The sequence below is a fragment of the Aliiroseovarius sp. F20344 genome, from assembly GCF_023016155.1.
GTDB lineage: Bacteria > Pseudomonadota > Alphaproteobacteria > Rhodobacterales > Rhodobacteraceae > Aliiroseovarius.
Map to the genome: position 1 here is coordinate 243,774 of NZ_JALKBG010000003.1, position 22,754 is coordinate 266,527.

Below are 22,754 nucleotides of genomic sequence, written 5' to 3' on the forward strand. Positions count from 1 at the left end.
TCAGAACCCGCAATTACCCCATTTTTCACTGGTCCTGCACGCGTGCGTGATCGATCTTCTCTTGAAGCCTTTCGTCTATCTCGGGGATCAAGGACGCCAAGCCGTTGATCAGACCTGCGATATCCGCGATGGGGACCCGATCTTCGATCTGCGACAGCATCAGGCCTCCATAGACCTCCCACATGCGGGCACGAAGCGCTTTTCCTGCCTCCGTGATCCGAAGGACCCTGCCCCGGCGATCACCGGGGGCTGGGCACTGAGTGACCAATTCATCATCTACCATCCGGCGCAGTGTGCGCGACAGATTCGGCTGATCAAACAGCGATTGCCGCTCTAGCTCATTCTGGCGCATCCCCTCTTCTGCACGCTCAAGTGCCCATAGGATGTCGTACCATGCGGCCGACGGAAGCCCTGCGCGTTTCAGTTCGGACTCGAACTTTTGAGTTACGTGCTTGTGCGCTTTGTTCAGCAACACCCAGATTGCGGTCGTCTGATCGTTTGGCTTCTTGTCCATCTCACATTTCCGTTACGGCCACAGCAGCGGGCTTTCATTCAAGCGTTAATTTAGATACATGCACATGTATCTAATATTTCTTCCCTCGTTGCCATGCAACATGACAAAGGAGCCACCACAATGAAACCTCTACTGACAGCCGCCGCTTTGGGTTTGGGCCTTGCCACTGCCGGAACCGCCACCGCCGAGATCTACAAGTTTGACCCCGGCCACACCGAAATCCGCTTTTACTACAACCACGCCGGACTGTCGGAACAGTCTGGCCAATGGAAGGTCATCGGAGGCGAAGTCGATTTTGACCCGGCCAATGTTGCGGCCACCAAGGTCACCGTCACTGTGGACCCAGCCAGCGTCGACACTGGCGTAGGCCCGCTGGACGACCACCTGAAAAGCGCCGATTTCTTTGACGTTGAAGCCTTCCCCGAGATCACATTCACCTCGACCGGGGTCGAGCAAACGTCCGATACCACCATCACGCTGGTGGGCGATCTGACCATCAAAGACAACACCAAGCCGATCACCATGAACTTCACCCTGAACCACAACGGCCCGCACCCGCTGGGCGAGTTCTTCGACTATTATCAAGGCGAATGGCTTGGCGTTCAGGGCACGGGTGACATGCTGCGCTCGGATTATGGAGTGGGCATGTTCGCACCTGTGACGTCCGATGAAGTGCGTCTGGAAATCGCGGCCGAGCTGCGTGCGGGCGGCTGGGAATAAGCCATGCGGCTTACCAACACGACACAAAGCTGGGGGGCGCTGGCGCGCCTCCTGCATTGGGCGATCGCAGGGATCATCCTGTATCAATTGGGGATGGGCGTTTGGATGACGAAATTTGTCACCGACGCTTTGGCTCAATTTCCATTGATCCAAACCCATAAAAGCTGGGGTTTCGTGGTATTCGCCCTGGCTGTAATCCGCGTGATTTGGCGGCTGCTGAATCGCAACGCGCCAGCGCTGCCCGACCACATGCCGCCGCTGGAAAAGCTGGCGGCAAAGCTGGGGCATCTAGGACTTTACTCGCTGATGTTCATCATGCCGCTGTCGGGGTGGCTGATGGCCTCGGCCTCGCCGCTTCAGGACCGGTTCGGCGTGAAGAACAAGGTGTTCAACTGGTTCGAGATGTACGATCCATTTGTTCCGGGCAACGAAGCCCTGTCGACCTTCTTCGCACAGGTGCATTTCTATTCCGCCATTGCACTTGGGGTCCTGTTGGTGGGCCATGCGGGTGCTGCACTATGGCATCATGTCCATCACAAAGACGATGTGCTGAAACGCATAACTTGGGGAAGATAGACCCCAAATGAAAAGGCCCGACAATTTGCCGGGCCTTTACTTCTTCAAGCAGTAGAATGATCAGTTGCTGTCATTCCCGATCGAGTTCGGATCGAATACATTTCCGAAACCGGAATTGTTTGACGATCCTGCAACACCTTCATCCGCCGCGCCGTCTTCTTCGTTCTGCAGCGTGTTCGGAGCGAACACCCCGCCGAAGCCCGAGTTGTTGGACGGTTTCGGAGCCGTCTGGGTTGCCCCTCCTTCCGCACCTTCGGCGGCTGCTTTTTCGGCCGATTCCTTAGCACGACGATCGCGCAGTTCTTGAATGCGCTTCTCGGTTTCCAAACGCTTTTGTTCCTGCACGTTGGCGATGCATTGATCAGGACTGTAAGTCATCGCTGATCCGATCACCGTCACCGTACCAATCAAAAGCACGATAAGCGCGATGGCTGCCGGGTTGCGGCTGATCAGGCCGGGAACCTCAATCTTGCCAGCCAGCTCGCCCACTGTCGCATCCTTACGCGCGTCCGCGATCATCGCTTTACGCTTGATGTTCGCCTCGTTCACAAGCGCGAAGAACACCGTCAGCGCCACGATCATGAAAGCCAGGGCCGAGATCGCCGGAGTGATCCCATAGCGTACTTTCTGAGCCAGCTCGATCGTCAGGGTCGGGTATTCACCAAAGGTGAACGTGGTGGTGTTGTAGTTCTCGAACGAAGCAAGGAACGCCAGCACCGCCGCCGACAGGATCGCGGGCATCATGAAAGGCATCAGTACCTTGCGGAACGCCTGAGCATGGGTTGCACCGAGGTCCAACGCGGCTTCGGTCAACGCCATATCATAGCGTTGAAGACGCGCCACCAAGACCAGCATACAGTAGCTGGCAATGAAGGTGGACTGACCGATGATGGTCAGAAACAGCCCGTTTGACAGGAAGCTATCTGCACCCAGCCCCAACATGCGGTTGATCCGATCCCAGAACACCAGTGTCGAGATACCAATCACAACGCCTGGAATTAGGATCGGAGCGATGATGATCGTGTAGTAGGTCGCCCGAAGCTTGGGCCAGATCTGCGTGAGCATCAGCGCACCCGCAAGACCCATTGCGACAGACAAGACTACCGTACCCATTCCGACAAGGATCGAGTTCTTGATCCCGTTCAGAATGCGCTCGTCCTGAAATAGCGCTCCGAACCACTCGAACGTTAGGCATTCCCACGGCGTTGCCCGCGGAAAGCTGGGCGAGTTGAACGCCGTGATCGACATGATCACGAGGGGGCCAAGCAGATAGGCAAAGAAGATGCCCAGATAGACCCAGATAGATACGCGAATGATTTTATCGGAGGTCATTTGCCAATATCCCCCATGTTCACTTTGAACACACGCATCAGGGCAAGCACCAGAAGGATACAGGTGACAAGCAGAACGATCGCGTAGGCCGCGCCTTGTGGCCAATCAGAGTTGTCATTGAACTGCTGATAAATCAGCTGGGTAAACCAAAGCGACGATGGACCCCCTAGGATCTGGGGTGCGGCCAGCGCACCGGCAGACAGCATGAACACCATCGTACAGCCCGAGCTGATGCCCGGCTTGGCATAGGGAATGACCACCCGCTTGTGGATCCGCCACCAAGGGGCACCAAGGTCACGTGCGGCCTCGATCTGGTTGTGATCAAGGCTTTCTATCACGTTGTAGATCGGGAAGATCATCAGAAGGATATAGGCGTATCCCAGACCCGCATAGAGCGCGATGTCATTGCGAATGAAGTCAAAGGGCGTATCAAATATACCAGACCCCACAAGCAGCGTGTTTATGACCCCACTTTCGCCAAAGATGATGCGCAACGCGAAGGCGCGCAGGATCTCGTTGATCCAATAGGGGATGATCAGCATCAGCGCGAAAACACGGATGTGGTTGCCCTTGGTCTGTCCAAGATAGTAGGCAATCGGATAGCACAGGATCAGGTTAAACAGCGTCACACAGACCGCCGCCACCAGCGTGCGGAAGAACACTTTCAGGTCCACCGCGTTGTAATCCTGCGACCCGCCTTCTGGGCCATAGATCAGGTACTTATAGTTCTCAAGCGTATAGATATCCTTCGGCCCGCCGATCTCGGGAGGGGGAAGGTTCGGACGGAACGAGAAGTCGAGCATCGACAGCTGCGGAAGAATGATCAGGCCAACGGTCCAGAAAAGGACCAGACCCAACATCAGGGATCCCATCAGCGTGCCGTTCCGGTTGAAGAATTCCTTCAGGAAACTTGGCATCGCTCCACTCCTTATTCCGCGGCCAATTCGCCGGCGGGAACCGCAACGGCGTTGTTCACGTCATATTCCAGCGTCATATCCTGACCCGAATGGTCATCAAACGACTGGCCGTGGTTCGGTATCGCGACCTTCAACTCTTTGCCTCCGTCGCCTTCCATGAAGATGTTGAAGGAATTGCCTTCGAACTCTTCGTGGTTGACCTTTGCGGTAACAAAATGATCGCCCTGCGTGCCGGTCGGTGCCAGCGACAATGCCTCGGGACGAATGAACATCATCGCCTCGTCACCCGCTTTCATCGTACCCTGATTGGCGGTCGAGATACGCGACAGCAGGTCACCCGAGCGGTTGGTGCGGATCAAGGCCTGATCACCTTTGACCTCAAGCACCTTACCGCGGAAGACGTTGTTTTCGCCCACAAAGCTGGCTGCGAATGCGGTCGCCGGGTCGTTGTAGATGGTCTTGCCATCGGCGATCTGGTCGATCACACCGGCCCGCATCACCGCGATGTCGTCCGACATGGTCAACGCTTCGCCTTGGTCATGAGTGATGTAGATGAAAGTAATGCCCACACGTTTCTGAATTTCACGAAGTTCGGTGCGCATATGCTGACGCAGCTTTAGGTCCAGCGCCGAAAGTGGCTCGTCCAACAGCAGCACATCGGGTTCGGCGCACAGCGCACGGGCAATCGCCACACGCTGGCGTTGACCGCCCGACAATTCCGACGGCAGTTTGTCGCCCTGACCGGGCAGCGCGATCATATCCAGCAGTTCGTCGGCGCGCTTGCGACGCTCTTTGGCGGACGCACCCGCGATCTCCATCGAGAATGTGATATTTTCCCAGACCTTCATCAGGGGAAACAGCGCAAGGTTCTGGAAGATCAGCGCAGTGGGGCGTTTGTTGGGGCCAATGCCCTTCATATTGTTGCCACCGATCAGCACGTTACCTTCGCTGGGCTCTAAAAAGCCCGAAACAGCGCGCAGGATTGTGGTCTTGCCACACCCCGATGGTCCTAGGAACGAAAAGAAATCGCCCCCTTTGATGTGCACATTCGCGTCGCGCACCGCGACGAAATCTCCAAAGCGGATCCAGAGGTTCTCAAGATCTACGCCTACTCCGGCACTCATATGGTCTCTCCCCATGAACGGGCCGATCACGCGCTGAGATCAGGCGTGCGACCGTGTTTCCAGACGTTTCAGTCAGGTTAGTGACGCGCCCCCGCCTAGGGACGGAGGAGCGCAATTTTCAAGTCGCTTAAGCGCTCTTGAACTTGTTGACGAACTCGGTGCGCACGTCGGCGTACCAAGGTGCTTCAGCAGGCCATGGGTTCAGGTTGGCCAAGCTGTCACCCGGATAGGCTTCCGAGAAGTTCTTCTTGTACGTGTCACCCGAATAGGTGTCGGCACCCAGCACCGGCGAGTTATAGCCGTGGCTGTCAATTGCGACGCCTGCAGGCTGCTGACGATAGGCGTATTCGATGAAGGCATAGACTTGCTCATCATTCGTAGCGCCTACCGGCATCGACATACCGTCGACCCATGCCATCGCACCTTCAACTGGAGCTTGATAGTGCACAGGCTCTCCCGCCGATTTCAGGGCCAGCGGCGGACCATCCCATGTCTGACCGACCACGACACCTTCGTTCAAAAGACCGTTCTTCTGAGTATCAGCATCGTTCCAGATCAGCTTGATGCGCGACTTGCGTGCGATACACCAGTCTGCGATCTGACCCCAAACTTTGCGCATGGTGTCTTCGTCGTTATAGGCAGCCCAGACAGAACCCGGCTCCATCTCGCCCGACGCTTCCATATAAAGACCAGCACCCAGCATCATCGAGTGTGCGCGGCCCATGGTTTTGCCAGCGTTTTCTTCAGACCAAACGTCGCCATAGCTGGGCGCATCACCCGCCGGCAGCCATTTGTCGGTGCGGTAAGCGATACCTTCAGTACCCCAGATATGCGGCAGCCAATGGGCACCGCTGTCACCGAAGTTCCAAGCATCGGTACCGATTTTAGCCATGGCCGGGTTTACGGCATCGATGTTCACTTTTGCCAGATCGAACGGCTTCAGAAGCTCAAGCGGCTCCCACTGCAGCGAACGGTTGTTGGTGGGCGATACGATGTCGAAGCCCTGACCCTTGGTCGCTTTCATCTTGTTGATGATTTCTTCGTTCGATCCGATACCGGTGTAGTTCACTTTGATGCCGGTTTCGCCTTCGAAACCTGCAATGAACTCAGGCGGCAGATAGTCCGACCACATCAGGATGTTGATCTCACCCGACGAGGCCAGTGCATTCTTCACGTAAAGAGGTGTCGCCAAAGCGGCTGCACCCATGGTGGTTGCGCCTTTCAGCACAGAACGACGACTGAACTTGTTTGTTGTTGTCATTTTTTTCTCCCGTTGGTTTTTACTTTTTTATCTTGCGACAGTTTTTTTGATTATCCGGCGTATCGATAGCGCCAGTTCTGTCGCACTTTCGATCCAGTTTTTGAGCTTTGCAGAAATTAATAGCTTTCCAAGACCGTCCTTAACGCCGAATATCGAGCCTGAGATGAATTATTCCTGTTTTGTAACAAGCTCATGTGCAGTCAGACACAAACCTTCACGACGAGGGCATGTTTTTTCGATTTCATCCAGACCGACTCCTTGACCACCCAAAGAAGTGAACGCCCTGAAAGGGGTTCGTGTCAACAGCTTAAGCCTGATCAGGACTGATTCCATGTCAGATCGAAAGGCCGATCATTGCGACTCCTCCTGCCATAAGGACGGCGGCAATCAAGCGACGGCGCCAGTTGCCTTCGCGCAGGAAGATAAACCCGATCAAAGCGGCAAAAATGACCGAGGTTTCGCGCAATGCCGACACCGCCCCAAGCGGCGCGAAATTCTTGGCATATAGAACCAAACCATAGGCGGTCATCGAGACCATGCCCCCCAGAATGCCGATCATCCACGTGCGGCGCGGCAAAGCACGGATCGCATGACCTCGTCGTATCGCCACGAAACCTGTGATAAAAACATGCAGGACTGAATGCCACGCCCAATAGGACAGCGTGTCACCAGACAAACGCACTCCGACACCATCGACCAGAGAATAACCCGAGATGCACACCCCGGTGCCAAGGGCAAAGAAAAGCGCAGCCCGGCCAACCCCGTGCCGAAGTGCTGCCCAGCTGGACACCTGAATGGCCACCGCAATCAGCGCGATGCCAAACCAGGCCTGTGCGGGAAGGATTTCGCCCACGAACAGCATGGCCCAAAGCGAGACCAACGCGGGGACAATGCCGCGCGCGATGGGGTAGACGACGCTGAGGTCTCCGTGCTTATAGGCCTGACCCAGCATGTAGAAATAGCCAAAGTGGATCACTGTGGAGGCAATCAAGTAGGGCCAGCTTTCCGCCGCAGGCAAGGGCAGCAACGCCACCATCACCAAGCCGGGAATCACATGACCCAGCGCCACCAATCCCAGTGTGGCCGTCCGATCCCCCGCCGTTTTCACGATGGTGTTCCATGTGGCGTGCAACATTGCCGCCGACAGGATGATCAGGACGATGCCCGTGGTCATTGGGTCAGATCACATCTTCAAAGAGCTGCCGCAGGTTTTCACGGGTCAGCTCGACAGGGTTACCGCCACAGCTGGGATCTTTGATCGCGCCTTCGACCAGAGCGTCCATCTGATCGGCGCTCACGCCCATCTCGGACAGTTTGCGTGGGATTTCGAAGCTGTCGTTGAAGTCTTGCACGAAGCGCTGGAAGCCTTTGAAGCCGCCCTCGATGCCCAGATAACCCGCAGCGCGGTCGAAACGATCTGCGATCTCGGACGCGTTGAACTCCAACACCGCAGGCATGCAGACCGCATTCGTCGTGCCGTGGTGGGTATTGAAGATCGCGCCAACCGGGTGGGACAGCGCATGGATCGCGCCCAAGCCTTTCTGGAACGCGGTCGCACCCATCGCAGCGGCGGACATCATGTTGGCGCGCGCCTCAAGGTCGCTGCCGTCCGCATAGGCGCGGGGCAGATAGTCGATGACCAGACGCATGCCTTCCAGCGCGATGCCTTGCGACATCGGGTGGTAATGCGGGGACGAGAACGCCTCGACACAATGCGCAAACGCATCCAGACCGGTGCCTGCGGTGATGAACTTGGGCATGCCCATAGTCAGTTCCGGGTCCGCAATCACAACAGCGGGAAGAACCTTGGGGTGGAAGATGATCTTCTTCTCGTGCGTCTCAGAATTCGTGATGATCGAAGCGCGCCCGACTTCCGAGCCGGTCCCAGCCGTGGTCGGCACCGCGATGATCGGCGCAATCGCCTCCGCATCCGCGCGGGTCCACCAATCGCCGATATCCTCGAAATCCCAGATGGGGCGGGTCTGTCCAGCGTAGAACGCCACCATCTTGCCCAGATCCAGACCAGAGCCGCCACCGAACGCAATCACACCATCATGGCCGCCTGCCTTATAGGCTTCGACGCCGGCATGCAGGTTGATCTCGGACGGGTTGGGGTCCACGTCGCTGAACATTCCGCGGCCCAGACCGGCGGCCTCCATGATGTCCAGTGTCGCCTTTGTGATCGGCAGATCGGCCAGACCTTTGTCAGTCACCAGAAGCGGGCGCTTCATGCCCGCCTGCGCACAGGCCTCGGGCAATTCCTTGATACGGCCTGCGCCGAACTTCATCGCGGTCGGATAGGACCAGTTTCCAACAAGGCTCATGATGTCACCTTCTTCAGATGGTAGGATTTCGGACGTGTCAGGTTGTGGAAGCCGATGACCGACAAACCACCCCCACGCCCAGTGTTCTTGCAGCCAGTCCAGCACAGGCCAGGATCAAGATAGTCGGCACGGTTCATGAAAACTGTCCCCGTTTCGACCTGATCGCCCACACGTGCGGCACGATCCACGTCGCTGGTCCAGAGGCTCGCGGTCAGACCGAACTCGCTGTCATTCATCAGTGCGATGGCTTCTTCGTCGGAAGACACCTTCATGATCCCCACAACTGGACCAAAACTCTCATCCCGCATCACACGCATGTCGTGGGTAACTTTGGTCAGGATCTGAGGCGTCAGATAGGCGCCGCCGTCATCCTCAGCGAAGGTGTCGATGTGGGCCACAGCACCATCGGCCAGCGCTTCCGAGATCTGCGCCCGCACCTCATCGGCAAAGCGCACATTCGCCATTGGACCTAAAGTGGTTTCTGGGTCCAGTGGGTTGCCCAGCTTGTAGCCCTTCACGATCTCGACCGCTTTGGCGACGAAGTCGTCATACAGGATTTCATGCACATAAATCCGCTCGATCCCGCAGCAGCACTGGCCCGCGTTGAACATGGCCCCGTCGATCAGCGTGTCGACCGCCGCGTCCAGATCAGCGTCCTCCATGACATAGCCAGGGTCTTTCCCGCCCAGCTCGGTGCCCACGCCGGTAAATGTACCCGCCGCCGCGCGTTCCATCGCCTGACCGCCGCCAACGGACCCGGTGAAATTCACGAAGTCGAAGGCATTGCCCGCAATTAGATCATTGGTCACGTCATGCGACAGGAAGACATTCTGGAACACATCGGCGGGAACACCTGCCGAGGCAAACGCCGCCGCCATCCGCTCGCCCACCAACAGGGTCTGCGTCGCGTGCTTTAACACCACCGCGTTGCCCGCAATCAGCGCCGGAGCGACCGTGTTGATCGCAGTCATGTAAGGATAGTTCCACGGGGCCACGACAAAAACGACGCCATGCGGCACGCGCTTGATGTAGCGTTTGAAGGTCTCATCCTCGCCCACTTCGATATCAGCCAGACTGTCCGCCGCGATCGAGGCCATGTGGCTGGCGCGTTCATTGAACCCGCCGAACTCTCCGCCATAGCGCACCGGGCGGCCCATCATGTGGGCAAGCTCTGGCACGATCTCGTCATTCATTGCGCCAACGGCGGCAACGCCAGCCATCACCAACTCGACCCGCTCAGCCAGCGGTCGCGCCGCCCAGTCTGCCTGTGCGTTCCGTGCACGTGCCACAACGTCTTGCGCGGCTTCCAGTGACAGAACCTCGCGCTCGGCAAAGACCGATCCATCAATCGGCGAGATACATTTCAACATCTGGCCCATGCCAAGTCTCCATCTTTCAAGGGATCACATCCCCTTTCCTTTTTCACAGATATTTGGGGAGGACCCCGTTATGCCCGCTCGAACCCACGTGCGATTTCCCAATCGGTCACGACGCGGTCAAACTCTTCAATCTCAACTTCCGCAGCACGTGTATAGTGGTCGACCACATCATCCCCCATCGCTGCCCGCAGCATCTTTGACCCATGCAGCGCATCGCGCGCAGCGGACAGATTGCCTGGGATCATTCCAGTGTCCCCCTGATAGACATCGCCAGTGGTTGGGGCCTGAAGCTCCAACCCTTCTTCGATGCCAGCAATACCTGCGGCCAGCATTCCTGCTATGGCCAGATATGGATTCATGTCCGATCCAGGGATGCGGCACTCGACGCGCACGGCCTTGGTGCCATCGCCACACAGACGGAAGCCTGCAGTGCGGTTGTCCACTGACCAGATGATCCGGGTGGGCGCAAAGGTGCCCTTCATGAAGCGTTTGTAGCTATTGATGTAGGGGGCCATAAAGGCCGTGTAGTCGGGGGCGTATTTCAAAAGGCCCGCCATGTAGTTCTTCATCAGATTCGACATGCCCAGTGCATCTTTGGGATCGAAGAAAGCGTTGACCCCATCTTTCCACAGCGACTGGTGCACGTGGGACGAAGAGCCCACCTTGTCGTGATGCCATTTCGGTAGGAAGGTCGCGGCATGGCCTTGCTGCCAAGCGATTTCCTTCACAGCATGTTTTGCGATCGTGTGATAGGCGGCATTGTCCATCGCGCCTGCATATTTGATGTTCAGTTCTTCCTGACCGGTCTCAGCCTCGCCCTTCGAGTTCTCGATCGGAAGCCCAGCATTCCACAGGTGATTGCGGATCGGCCGCATCACGTGTTCCTCCTTTGTGGTCTGCAAGATGTGGTAGTCTTCGTTGTAGCCCGAGATCGGGGCCATATCGCGGAAGCCGTCTTTGCGGATTTCGTCAAAGCTCTTCTCGAACAGGAAGAACTCCAGCTCGGTCGCGGTCATCGCATCAAAGCCCATCTCGGCCAGTCGTTCCACCTGACGTTTCAGGATCGCGCGGGGCGAATGCGGCACGTCTTGATGCGTGTGATGATCAAGGATGTCGCACAGCACCATCGCCGTGCCCTCAAGCCAAGGCAAAGGTCGCAAGGTCGACAGGTCGGGCTTCATGACATAGTCGCCATATCCCCCTTCCCACGAGGTCGAGGCATAGCCATCCGGCGTTCCCATCTCGAGATCCGTTGCCAGCAGATAATTGCAGCAATGGGTTTCTTCATACGCCCCATTCACAAAATGGCCCGCATGGAACCGCTTGCCCATTAACCGGCCCTGCATATCCACCAAACAGACCAGCACGGTATCAATGCTGCCCTCTGCCACTTGGGCTTTCAGATCGTCGAAACTTAGCATGTTTTCACTTTCATTCATCGGTGCCATTTGACAGTTCTGTTTGGCCTAAAATATCTACGGGTTGATCAGAGAATACCGACATCGCCAGCGCACGCATCTCATCCAGATTGGGCTTGCCTTCATAGAAACCAAGGTTGGTATGGCTATTAGTTTCATACAGATCGGCATGATAGAGCCTGTCATCACCGGTGGAACCCTCACCATCAAGCCCCATCGCCGTCAGTGCATAGGAACCAATAGATACCACTCGCATCAGGCAATCTCCCTCGAACTCAGCAAAGAGATATGCTTTTGCGTATTTCCCTTTGAGCGGTCCGAAAAGTACTTCGTGCACTTTGCGGCCCAATGAAGTGGGATGAGCATCCACAACTTTGAATTCTTGTGGACCGGGATTTGTGAAACCCGACCATCTGTAGTCTGGACAGCTATCCGCTGTTTGAGCCGCCAATGGGTAGGCCACCAAACCAAGCGCGACAAAAACCACTGCCGTCATAAAGCGACCGCGATCTAGTGCTATTCGTTGCCGTGGAAACATCATTTGTCTTTCAGTTAGATTGGCAGAGCCCTAGGTAGAGCTCTGCCCGATTGCTTACACCTTAGCCATAGCGGTAAGGCCGTCCAGCCTTCTGCATGTCGGCGTTATACTTGCGGAAGATTTCGACCACTTTGGCCTTGGTCGGGCTTTCTGCGGCGATCTCGTCCCAGAAGGCGACGGCGGCATTTTCGACCTGTGCCCATTCCTCGTCGGGGATGGTGGTTAGGCTCATCTTGTCGCCGTTGACGCGCAGGTTGGCTTCACCGCCCCAATACCACCACTGGCGATAATAGTGCGACTGATCACAGCAGACGCGGAACAGCGTTTGCAGGTCCTCCGGCAGCTCGTTCCAGCGGTCCATATTTGCAAAGAACGACCCGGCCCAAGCGCCCGAGATGTTGTTGGTCAGGAAATAGTTGGTCACGTCGGCCCAGCCCACAGTGTAGTCTTCCGTGATGCCCGACCATGCGATTCCGTCCAGCTCACCGGTTTGCACGGCGACCTCGATGTCTTCCCACGGCAAGGTCACGGGAACCACGCCGAACTGCGACAGGAAGCGGCCTGCGGTTGGGAAGGTGAAGACGCGCTTGCCTTTCAAGTCAGCAAGCGAGTTGATCGGATCCTTGGTGGCGAAGTGGCACGGGTCCCACGACCCAGCGCTGACGTGCTTGATGCCAACAGCTGAGTATTCCTCGTCCCAGATCTCGTTCAGGCCGTATTGGTTGAACAGCACTGGCACGTCGAGCGAATAGCGGGACGCGAACGGGAAATAGCCGCCAAACACGGTGACATCGGTGGGTGACGCCATCGAATCGTCATCCGACTGCACCGCATCAATCGTGCCTTTCTGCATGGCGCGGAACAGCTCGCCCGTTGGGACCAATTGGTCGGCATAGAACAGCTCGATCTGCATGCGGTCGCCTGCGATCTTATTGAACATCTCGATTGCAGGATCGATCACGTGAGCAGCAAGCGCTGGTCCCGCATAGGTCTGCATCCGCCACTTGATCGTGCTTTGCGCAAGCGCGGGTGTCGCCAAAGGAGCCGCGGCCATGCCGACCCCGGCGGTGGTTAAAAACTTACGTCTTGTCGTCATCTTCTCTCTCCTAGTTGGTTGTTTTTATTATCGTTATTTTCCATACACATAATTGGGCAGCCAAAGAGCGATTTGGGGGAAGGTCATGATGATTGCCAAAGCCAACACCATGATAAGGACGAATGGCACGATCGAACGGTAAATGTCCCCCAGCCCAATTTCTGGCGGTGCCATGGCCCTCATAAGAAACAGGTTGTAGCCAAAGGGCGGCGTCATATAGGCGATCTGGGTGGTGATGGTGTAAAGCACCCCATACCAGATCAGGTCGAAGCCAAGCACTTTGACCAAGGGCACGTAAAGCGGCGCCACGATGACCAACATCGCGGTGTCATCCAGAAACGTACCCATAATGATAAAGCTAAGCTGCATCAGGATCAAAATGACCCACGGATTCAGCCCCAATTGTTCGGTAAACAGATTGTCGATGGCCTTGACCGCGCCCAACCCATCGAAGACGGCGCCAAAACCAAGTGCTGCCAGAATGATCCACATGAACATGCAGGAAATCAGTAGGGTCTGCTTGGTGCAGGTTTCGAAGATCTGCCACGTCATACGACGCTTGGCGACCGAGGCAAACAAAGCCGTCAACGCTCCAATAGCCGAGCTTTCCACCAGCGAGGTCCAGCCATTCACGAACGGAACCATCATCGCGGCAAAGATGGCCAGCGGCAGCACGCCCGCACCCAGCAGACGGATTTTTTCGGCGCGCGAAACCTCGTGCGCGTCTTCCATCGCCGGTCCAAGATGCGGTTGGATTTTACAGCGCAACCAGATGTAGATGATGAACAGTGAGGCCATCATCAGCCCCGGCAGTACGCCTGCCAGCCACAGCTGCCCCACAGGCTGGCGCGCGATCATCGCATAAAGCACCAGCACAACCGAGGGCGGCACGAGGATCCCCAGACTGGACCCAGCCTGAATGACCCCCGTGACCATGATCTTGTCATAGCCCCGGCGCAGCAATTCCGGCAGAGCAATCGTCGCCCCGATGGCCATACCCGCGACGCTTAGCCCGTTCATGGCAGAGACCAGAACCATCAGACCAATGGTGCCAATCGCAAGACCTCCGTTCACCGGGCCCATCCATACATGGAACATGCGGTAAAGGTCGTCTGCCAGACGGCTTTCGCTTAGGACGTAGCCCATGAAGATGAACATCGGCAGGGTCAGAAGAGGATACCATTTCATCAGCTTCATCGCGGCCGAAAACGGGATGTCCTGCCCGCCAACGCCCCAAAGCGACAGCGCCGCAATGGCGCCCACGGCTCCGATCGCGCCGAACACGCGTTGCCCCGTGAACAGCATCAGCATCATCGATGCGAACATGAAAATGGCGATATATTCTTGGCTCATGCGCGTGTCACACCAATCTCGTTGCCGCGAATGCGGGCGATGTCTTTGAACAGTTCGGAAATGGCCTGAAGCAGCATCAGGAAGAAGCCGATGACCATGATGGATTTGATGGGCCAAGCATAGGGGCGCCACGCGGTCGAGGATCGCTCGAGCCGCCCAATTTCCTCGGCCCCCGTAATCAACCCCCAGAAATAGGAAAACGGCGCGTCGCCCCAATAGCCCAGCGAATAGGCGGTCGATCCGACGCCCCCCCAGATCAACACACCCAGATAGATCAGCAAGAAGAATACCGTGAAGGCGTCGAACCACGCTTTTTTGCGGTCGTTCCAATTGTGATAAAACAGGTCCATCCGCACGTTCGACCCCATCTGGAGCGAATATGGACCACCCATGATGTAATAGGTCACCATCGCGAACTGCGCCATTTCAAGCGTCCAAAGTGACGGCAGTAAGAACGTTTTCGAAATCGAGGACCATAGCAGGATCCCCATCATTACAAATAGACCCCACATCATCACGCGTCCGATGCGATAGTTTACGGCGTCGACGACATGCACATATCCGGTCATGAAGCGGGTCAACTGGCACTCCCTTCATTCAAGGAGGCTTTCGCTGTGGCGATCCAGTCCGCAAGTTTTCGTGCCATTTCAGCCTGCTGCATCGATGCTTCGATCAGGTCATTGCGCACCTCGATCATCACATTGGGCAGACCATGCGGAACAGCCTGAACATTCAGGGTGTGGGCCACCCCGTCCACAGCCGCATAGGGTTCGTTCAGCTGAACATTCAGCTCTAGATCTGCAGGGATTGTACGCATCATGGCCTGTGCCATTTGGTCGTCATCGCCATGTAAAATGCCAATCTGCACCTCGCGTTCACGACCGCGATAGGTCGGGGTGAAGCTGTGCATGGTGACCATCAGCTCAAGGCTGGTCCGATGCTTAACGATCTGACCGGCAAGCGTGTCCGAGAAGGGCTGATACACATTGCGCACCCGTGCCGCCCGGTCTGCTTCGGAGATACCCGTGTTTGCTGGTATGTCGAAAACCTCGCTACGCGCCGGTATGGCGTCGGCAGCTTCGGGTGGGCGATTGCAGTCATATACAAGCCGCGAGATGCCGCCGTAGACCAGTAAGGCAGACATGTGGTCTGCCAAAGCTTGGGCAACTGGCAACGCGCCAGGGTCCCAAGCTATGTGACGGGTCAAAGCTTCTTCGTCCAATCCAAGATTTTCAAGATGATCTGGCACCCTATTTGACGCGTGTTCACATACCACGACCACATCAGGCAAATTGCCTGATAGGTCCACATGCACTGCTGGACCAAATTCGCGTATCAACTTTTGCGATTCCATTTGGAAAAAGTTCCACAGCTTACTTTGCTGTGTCAATAATTTTCCGTAACAATTTCCCCACCCTTGATTTATGTGTTGGTTTCTTGACAGAATGATGAAACCCAAACCAAAGGAAGCCCTCTCGTGCGTGTCACTGATCAGCTATTGCAACATCGCGATGAAATGACGCCGTCCGAGCGCCAGCTTCTGAACGTATTGCTGGACGACTATCCGCTGTCGGGACTTGGCAGCATCACCGAGCTGGCCGCGAGCGCCTCGGTTTCGACAACAACAGTTGCGCGGCTTCTGCAGAAAACTGGGTTCAACGGTTATCCGCAGTTTCAGGCTGCACTTCGGCGTGAGCTGAAAGAGATGATCTCGGATCCCGTGGCGAAGCGGGATGTGTGGAAAACCGATCTACCGGAAGAACACACGCTGAACCGGTATTCGCGGCAAGCGCTTGAGAACCAGAAACGCAGTTTGGACGAGGTGGATCCAGAAGAGTTTGACGCCTTGTGCAAATTGCTTTGCGATCCAAATCGCCGGATCTTTATCACCGGGGGGCGCATTACTGGCACGCTTGCGCAGTATTTGTATTTGCACCTTCAGATGATCCGTCCTGACGTGCGGCTGTTGCCGTTCTCGGCCTCTTGGACCCATGAGCTTTTGGACATCCGAAAGGGTGATGTGCTGATCGCCTTGGACGTGCGGCGGTATGAAAACACGACCCTTGTTATCGGCCAGTTGTGTCACGAACGCGAAGCCGAAATCGTGCTGTTTACAGATCAGTGGCGATCCCCGATACATCGGTTGGCACGCCATACATTCAGCGCGCGCATTGCTGCCCCATCAGCCTGGGATTCCATGGCAGCCTTGTTGGTTCTTCTGGAGTGCGTCGTTGCCGAGGTGCAAGAACGCCTTTGGGACGACGTGAAACAGCGAACCGATGCTTTGGAAGAGGCATTTGATCGCACGAAACTATTCCGGAAATTCGGCCAAAGCGGCGGTGGAAGCTCAGGCTAGCCACGGGCTGCTCGCCGGTTTTAGAAAACAGATTTCACCTTCGCCAGTAGATGGTGCTGCATCCAAAACCACTGCCAGCGTACGCTTGGCATCGTCGTAGATTTTGAGAATACCCTGCATTGTGATAGAATGCCTTCACTAGTCTTCTAAATTTAATTGCAAATTCCAATTTGGGCCGCGTGCGCGAATGTCCGAAATTGATACTAAATTTGTTGGTGAAATGGGGGTCCGTGCAGATTGGATTGATCTGCGGGATCAAGATTATGTGCCAAACCTGGCGATCTTGAAACGCTCACTTTCCTTGGATTCAAACCTGCTGACGCCGCCGGATAACGGAGGTTTGCGTCACCCGACTTTTTCCGTGCGCAATCAGGGCAACTCTGGCCGTTGCGTCGGTTATGCGCTGGCAAATCTGATCGACATCCAGCGGCATCTGCAACACGTCAATGGTGGCGCATCCGACAGAGCCAATTCGGCACTGACAGATGATATCACCAGCGCAGACATGCTGTATCGCATGGCACACTTCCATGATCGGTATCCTGCACTTGAAGCGATGAAAGCGGATGATCGGGAAGGCATTTTAACTCTGCGATCGGCGATCAAAGGCTTTTACCACCACGGCGCATGCCTTGATTGGCCTTTCGCCTCGACACCGCCTGACGCCACAAGATGGCAAAGCGAAAGCTACCTGGTGGATGGTCCGGATGCTGGCCGACGCTTCACCAGTGTGGAGCAAGCGCGAAATGCCCGAGACATTGGTTTGGGTGCTTATTTCCGGTTGGCCTCCGTCCTGAACCACTTCCACGCCGCCTTGAATGACGCACAGGCCGTGTTGGTCAGTGCCAATGTGCATGATGGCTGGCTTCAGGCCGTCCCCGACAATGACGGAGTGATCACTTGGCCCCCGTCCAAGGGCAAAATGGGCACGCATGCTTTTGTGCTGACTGGTTATGACGAACACGGATTTCACGTCTTGAACTCATGGGGGCCGGAATGGGGTGGCTATCAAGGGCAAGCTGGAATCGGACTTTGGAACTACGATGACTGGGCCCGCAATGTCATTGATGGTTGGGTGCTACGTCTTGGGGTACCAGCGCCAGCGGCTTTTGGCGCTTCGGTCGGAGAGAAAGGCAGCAAAGGCGTCGTTGGGAAAATCCGGTCAGGATCCACACCGTGCTTTGAACTAGTTGGGCACTACATGCATTTGGATGACGGCTATCATGTTTCCACCGGGTCTTACCCATCGTTTAACGATGGCTGGTCACGTACCCAGACCCATCTTGCGCCCAAGCTCGACCCAAAAGCTGATCCGTCTGATTCCGAGAAGTACCGCGGGATTTTGTTATGGATCCCCGGCAGCCTTGAAGGGATAAAGCCGGCCTTTTCTGCCGCAGTCGCCCGCAAAAATGCCATTAAAGCCTTGGGGCTTTATCCCTACACGATCTTCTGGTGCAACAGCTTCGTCGAGAAGTCGTTAGAGGTGCTCGAAAGCCTGTTCGACAGCTGCATGTCGCAAGCAGGCGAAACTGCAGAGCATCTGGATGAATTGATCGAAAACCGCGTGCGCGGGGTTGGGCGCGCCTTCTGGCGTGACATTGAGATGAGCGCCATGCGTGCGTTGAAAGGCACGGGTGAGCTGCCTTTTGAACGTCATCTTGACCGCAGCTATTCGGACACGGGTGTCGTTGGCGACTTCCTGCACAGCTTGCTTGACCTGAAAGAACAGACAGGGTGCGAACTGCATATCGTCGCGGAAGGCGCGGGTGCGCTCATGGTGCATGAGATGCTGTCTCTGCTCAGACCCGACATGCCGCCTCCTTTCTCTCAGCCCGGTGTGGATTTCCGTGAAACGTGGTTTAACACGATGCACCTGGCCCACCCCGCAATTGGATTACCGCGGGCCCAAAATGTCCTGCTTCCCCGGTTTGCCAAAATGAACGGCGCATTGGACGGCAAGCGACGACGCAAGACGACGTCCCGCAAACCAGTTGTGCAATCGCTTTTAAAAGCCGCTGATCAGGTTCCAGCACGCATCTATATCCCAACCGAAGATCTGGAAGAACGGGTGTGTTTCGGAGGGTACGGAAAGTCCGTGCTGCATCTGGTGTCGAATGCGTTCGAAGATCGATATCCCCTTCCGCGCGGCACGGATGCACCCGACGCGGGGGCCTATCTGAAGGCGCGCCCATTCTTAGGAATGGCGAGCTTGGCGGAAAACGATGCGGCTGTTTCCAGCGGCGCAGTTTTCCGTCTGAACCGAATTCTGGACCAGAAACATGATCTTGAGCGCATTCAGCAATCCACGCTGAACGACGACCAAACCATCACCAACAGTATTTTCGAGTGCATCAAAGGATTTCAGAAACGTGTGACCTGATAGAGGAGAAGACCGATGGCCAAAATCTCAGTTGAGCAATTGATGTCCAAGCTGGCAGACCCTGACGTGAACGAAGAGGAACTGGCACAGTATTTTGTGCTGGATGACGGACAATCCGGCGCCTTTGACCCTCACTTTAAGCTGAACCCGGCGACGGTTAAAATCCCACGTGGCGCAGATGCGGCCCAACGGACAGCGGCTGCAATGAACTCTGCAAATTGGTTTGCGCGGCTTTCCCGCAAAGGCAAGTTCCACGACAGAATTCGCAAAGGATATGACGGTCCAATCATCGTGTCCGAAGGGGACAGCTGGTTTCAATTTCCGCTGCTTCTGAAGGACACGATCGACCACCTGATGAAGCCCTACGCAATCTACTCACTGGGTGCTGCCGGGGATCTGTTGAAGCGGATGGCGGATAAGCGCGAGTACATCAAATCTCTGCGTGAACAGAACGGAGAAATCCTGCTTCTATCCGGGGGTGGCAATGACCTTGTGGCGGGCGGCGCGCTTGCCTCGCATTTGGAAGAATTTGACCCGGTCCTGAAGCCTGCCGACTACCTTCTGCCTTCGTTCCAAGCACTTCTGGACGATGCGCTGCGTCACTATGGTCGGATGTTTCGCGACGTAGAACTGCACTTCCCGCATGTTAGCGTGTTTTGCCACGGTTACGACTATCCGGTGCCGAACAAAGACCGCTGGCTGGGCAAGCCGATGGAGTCGCGTGGCATCAAGGACAAGGGACTGCAAAAAGCCATTGCCGCCGAGATGATGGATCAGTTCAATCGGCGGCTAAGGCGCTTGGCGCGAACCGTTCCCAACGCGACCTATATCGATTGTCGTGGCGTCGTCGGGGACGACCGCTGGCACGACGGGTTGCACCCCACGAATGAAGGCTACCTCGACGTTGCGAAGAAATTCGAAGCCGAGATCAAGAAGGTTGTGGCGCAAGACATCCCTGCCCCGGTGGTGGGCGGTCCCTTTGGCAGTGCGGCTGAAATTGCTAGCTCGCTTTCTGCACCTGTTACAATCGCGGGTGGGGCACCCAAAGGGCTGTCTCTGCACGTCGGACTGAACACCGTGGATCCCAACCACTATGATGGCTGGGACGGCAAGCTAACCGCCTGCGAAGCGGATGCGTTGGACATGGAGGCATTGGCACAGTCTGAAGGGTTTGAACCCACGCGGCTTCTGACCACCGACGCAACCCGTCAAAACGTGGTAGATCAAGTTGAACGGGCCGCCGAAGAACTGAAGGCCGGCGATATGTTCCTGTTCACAGTCTCAGGTCATGGCGGGCGTGTGCCTGATTTCAATCAGGACGAAGACCATGATGGCGATGAGAAGATGGACGAGACCCTGTGTCTTTTCGATTTTCAGATTGCCGATGACGAGCTTTACATGCTCTGGACCAAGTTCCGCGCAGGCGTGCGGGTTTTGCTTGTTCCGGACACCTGCCACTCAGGCTCGATGGCGCGGTTTGGACCAACTGCACCGGCGACATTGTTTGGCCGCCCAATGGCGATAAACCCAAGCGTGCGAGCAATGCCCCTGCACATCGAGGACCGCGTATGGCGCGCGAACGAAGCGGCTTATCGCGAGGCGTCGAAATCCTACAGCGCTTTGAAGGAAAGTGTGATGACCGCGCCGCTGTCCAGCCCGATACAAGCGTCTGTTCTGAACCTTGGTGCCTGCAAAGACACGCAGTTTGCCATGGACGGAGCCAACAACGGGGCCTTCACCGGGGCGCTATTGAAGGTCTGGGACGATGGCCGTTTTAATGGTGACTATTACGCGTTCCGTACAGCGATTGATGATGAGATCAACAGCGACAGCCAGAACCCGCAGCTGTTTGAACCATTATTGAAGGACCCAAATTTCGTCACGGATCGTCCCTTCACTTTGTTGCGCGGCGAAGGAGATCGGGCCGCGCATACAACATTCGCATCATCAACACCCGACACAGGCGGCGGCCGATCGCGCGTCAGCGCCGAGGATGAGGAAGGAGACGAACTTGACCAGATCCCAGACAGCGACGTGCGTGCCATACTGGATGCAAAGGCGCGTGGCGCAGGGTTTCGCAACAGCTCTGCTGCACTGCACTGGCCAGATTACGCAGATTTCGACGCGTTCATTCGGTCGCTCGGATTAAGGAATTTCTCGACTGACGAGTTTCTTGTCCTCGGCGGCGGGCACAGCACGCCCGGCGGGTCATGTCACGGAAAGAACCGTTATCCGCCACGTAACCTTTGGACCAACATCGCCAAGACCGCACAGGCCATCGACCATTTGCGCGATCGCTTGGGCAAACCGATTGCAATCACCAACGCGTATCGGGGTCCTGCCTATAACAAGTGTATCGGAGGGGCCAAAGCCAGCCAGCACATGGCGTTTCGGGCGCTGGACTTCAAAGTCTCAGGCATGGCCGCACCCGAAGTCGCGACCGCTCTTCGCTGGCTGCGTGACAAGGAAGGCTTCTTCAATGGCGGGATTGGGCGTTACAACAGTTTCACCCATATCGATACGCGCGGTACCAATGCCACTTGGCCGCCAGCGTTTCGCGACAGCCGGCTTCCAAACACGTCTCCGCTTTTGCCGCATGTTCCGGGCGCACCGCAAAAGCCAGACCGACCCCAGGTATCCCGCATTCCGGACGAGAAACCCAATCTCGCCGACCGAATTGCGATCCTGATTTCCACCATACTCGCCAAGCCTCGGTCAGCGCCGGGAAGCACCCCCCGGTCGGCCTTCGCTGATCCCACAATGCGATCCGGTGATGCGTTTGACCCGACGGCGACCATGGCCACCTCGCAGCAAGCGCTTCAATCCGCGGTGAATGCGTCCAGCGTGATCTCGTTCGTTGAAAACCTCACGCCGCAGCAGAAAGAGGACGTCCTGTTGTCCACACTGTTCGCTCAGCGCGCAGCGGATGCAGTCTTTGACCCCGTGAAAGAACGCGACGCGTGGTTTACCAACTATATGGAAATGCTCAGCCTGCTTGGGTGGAGCCGCGAAGCAGCGCCCTTCGAGGCAAGCCAGAAGATGAAAGGCAATGGCAGCTTTGATCAGGTGATTTTGTCCACGCTTGCACAGGTCGCCACCGGCAATCAGTTCCGCATCGTGCAAAGCGCGATCGAAGCTTTGCGCGGGCTGACGCAGGATGACGGCAAGATTAAACTGTTTGACTTCGAAACCTCATCTTCAACCGGCGGCAACTTTCAGATCGGTAGCGCCGAAGCATCAGGCGAAATCATCAGCATGGCCTTGGGCGCGTTCAACTTCACCTTCAAGGATCGCAAGCAGAACGTGCTGTTTGTGTCTTGGGGCAAAAACGAGCTCGACTACTGGCTTTCCGCTCAGAAACTCTCGCTTAGTCCGGATGTCTATTCCGATGTGAGAGACATTATTCGCGACAAACTTGCGGACACGCGCAAGACCCTGATTGCCGATATTGAGCTGGGCTGAACGG

At 56.3% G+C, this 22,754-nt stretch carries 19 protein-coding genes; 5 read left to right on the top strand and 14 right to left on the bottom strand.

The annotated features are described in order from the left end of the window. Positions 1-25: 25 nt before the first annotated feature. A complete protein-coding gene (locus MWU55_RS01690; RefSeq protein ID WP_246933969.1) occupies positions 26-514 on the bottom strand; it encodes a MarR family winged helix-turn-helix transcriptional regulator in 489 nt (162 codons plus the stop codon). 120 nt (positions 515-634) lie between these two features. On the opposite strand from MWU55_RS01690, the gene MWU55_RS01695 reads away from it, so the two are divergent. Next, on the top strand, positions 635-1,234 hold the full coding sequence (locus tag MWU55_RS01695; protein WP_246933970.1) for a YceI family protein: 600 nt from the start codon (positions 635-637) through the stop codon (positions 1,232-1,234). Positions 1,235-1,237: 3 nt separating this feature from the next. Continuing rightward, entirely contained in the window at positions 1,238-1,810 is a 573-nt protein-coding gene (locus MWU55_RS01700; RefSeq protein WP_246933971.1) for a cytochrome b, read from the top strand. A gap of 60 nt (positions 1,811-1,870) precedes the next feature. Here MWU55_RS01700 and MWU55_RS01705 read toward each other — a convergent pair whose 3' ends face one another. From MWU55_RS01705 to MWU55_RS01765, 13 genes are all read right to left on the bottom strand, one after another. Continuing rightward, the gene (locus tag MWU55_RS01705) at positions 1,871-3,142 is read right to left on the bottom strand and encodes an ABC transporter permease (RefSeq protein WP_246933972.1); all 1,272 of its coding nucleotides are present in this window, start codon (positions 3,140-3,142) and stop codon (positions 1,871-1,873) included. After that, positions 3,139-4,059, bottom strand: coding sequence for an ABC transporter permease (locus MWU55_RS01710; protein ID WP_246933973.1), 921 nt, complete (start codon positions 4,057-4,059; stop codon positions 3,139-3,141). Before MWU55_RS01710 ends, MWU55_RS01705 begins: the two co-directional genes overlap by 4 nt. Positions 4,060-4,070: 11 nt before the next feature. After that, positions 4,071-5,183, bottom strand: a complete 1,113-nt coding sequence (locus MWU55_RS01715; protein ID WP_246933974.1) for an ABC transporter ATP-binding protein — start codon at positions 5,181-5,183, stop codon at positions 4,071-4,073. Between the two features lie 127 nt (positions 5,184-5,310). Continuing rightward, positions 5,311-6,444 (bottom strand): extracellular solute-binding protein, encoded by a 1,134-nt coding sequence (locus tag MWU55_RS01720; RefSeq protein ID WP_246933975.1) that lies wholly within the window; start codon positions 6,442-6,444, stop codon positions 5,311-5,313. Positions 6,445-6,778: 334 nt separating this feature from the next. Next, positions 6,779-7,618, bottom strand: a complete 840-nt coding sequence (locus MWU55_RS01725; RefSeq protein ID WP_246933976.1) for an EamA family transporter — start codon at positions 7,616-7,618, stop codon at positions 6,779-6,781. Between the two features lie 4 nt (positions 7,619-7,622). Beyond that, positions 7,623-8,768: an iron-containing alcohol dehydrogenase gene (locus tag MWU55_RS01730; protein ID WP_246933977.1), complete on the bottom strand. Its 1,146-nt coding sequence runs from the start codon at positions 8,766-8,768 to the stop codon at positions 7,623-7,625. After that, on the bottom strand, positions 8,765-10,147 hold the full coding sequence (locus MWU55_RS01735; RefSeq protein WP_246933978.1) for an aldehyde dehydrogenase family protein: 1,383 nt from the start codon (positions 10,145-10,147) through the stop codon (positions 8,765-8,767). Before MWU55_RS01735 ends, MWU55_RS01730 begins: the two co-directional genes overlap by 4 nt. Before the next feature lie 68 nt (positions 10,148-10,215). After that, a complete protein-coding gene (locus MWU55_RS01740) occupies positions 10,216-11,568 on the bottom strand; it encodes a glutamine synthetase family protein (RefSeq protein WP_246934472.1) in 1,353 nt (450 codons plus the stop codon). Positions 11,569-11,578: 10 nt separating this feature from the next. Next, a complete protein-coding gene (locus MWU55_RS01745) occupies positions 11,579-12,061 on the bottom strand; it encodes a hypothetical protein (protein WP_246933979.1) in 483 nt (160 codons plus the stop codon). Positions 12,062-12,164: 103 nt separating this feature from the next. Then, the gene (locus MWU55_RS01750; protein WP_246933980.1) at positions 12,165-13,199 is read right to left on the bottom strand and encodes a TRAP transporter substrate-binding protein; all 1,035 of its coding nucleotides are present in this window, start codon (positions 13,197-13,199) and stop codon (positions 12,165-12,167) included. Between the two features lie 33 nt (positions 13,200-13,232). Continuing rightward, positions 13,233-14,552, bottom strand: a complete 1,320-nt coding sequence (locus MWU55_RS01755; protein WP_246933981.1) for a TRAP transporter large permease subunit — start codon at positions 14,550-14,552, stop codon at positions 13,233-13,235. Further along, positions 14,549-15,121 (bottom strand): TRAP transporter small permease subunit, encoded by a 573-nt coding sequence (locus MWU55_RS01760; protein WP_246934474.1) that lies wholly within the window; start codon positions 15,119-15,121, stop codon positions 14,549-14,551. Before MWU55_RS01760 ends, MWU55_RS01755 begins: the two co-directional genes overlap by 4 nt. An 8-nt stretch (positions 15,122-15,129) precedes the next feature. Beyond that, positions 15,130-15,906 (bottom strand): N-formylglutamate amidohydrolase, encoded by a 777-nt coding sequence (locus MWU55_RS01765; RefSeq protein WP_246933982.1) that lies wholly within the window; start codon positions 15,904-15,906, stop codon positions 15,130-15,132. 123 nt (positions 15,907-16,029) lie between these two features. Between MWU55_RS01765 and MWU55_RS01770 the strand changes: the two genes are divergently transcribed. The 3 genes from MWU55_RS01770 to MWU55_RS01780 all read left to right on the top strand — a co-directional run bounded on the left by MWU55_RS01770 (position 16,030) and on the right by MWU55_RS01780 (position 22,750). Beyond that, positions 16,030-16,908 (top strand): MurR/RpiR family transcriptional regulator, encoded by an 879-nt coding sequence (locus MWU55_RS01770; RefSeq protein ID WP_246933983.1) that lies wholly within the window; start codon positions 16,030-16,032, stop codon positions 16,906-16,908. 187 nt (positions 16,909-17,095) lie between these two features. Further along, positions 17,096-19,288: a hypothetical protein gene (locus MWU55_RS01775; protein ID WP_246933984.1), complete on the top strand. Its 2,193-nt coding sequence runs from the start codon at positions 17,096-17,098 to the stop codon at positions 19,286-19,288. Positions 19,289-19,303: 15 nt separating this feature from the next. Beyond that, a complete protein-coding gene (locus MWU55_RS01780) occupies positions 19,304-22,750 on the top strand; it encodes a D-Ala-D-Ala carboxypeptidase family metallohydrolase (protein ID WP_246933985.1) in 3,447 nt (1,148 codons plus the stop codon). Positions 22,751-22,754: the final 4 nt, after the last annotated feature.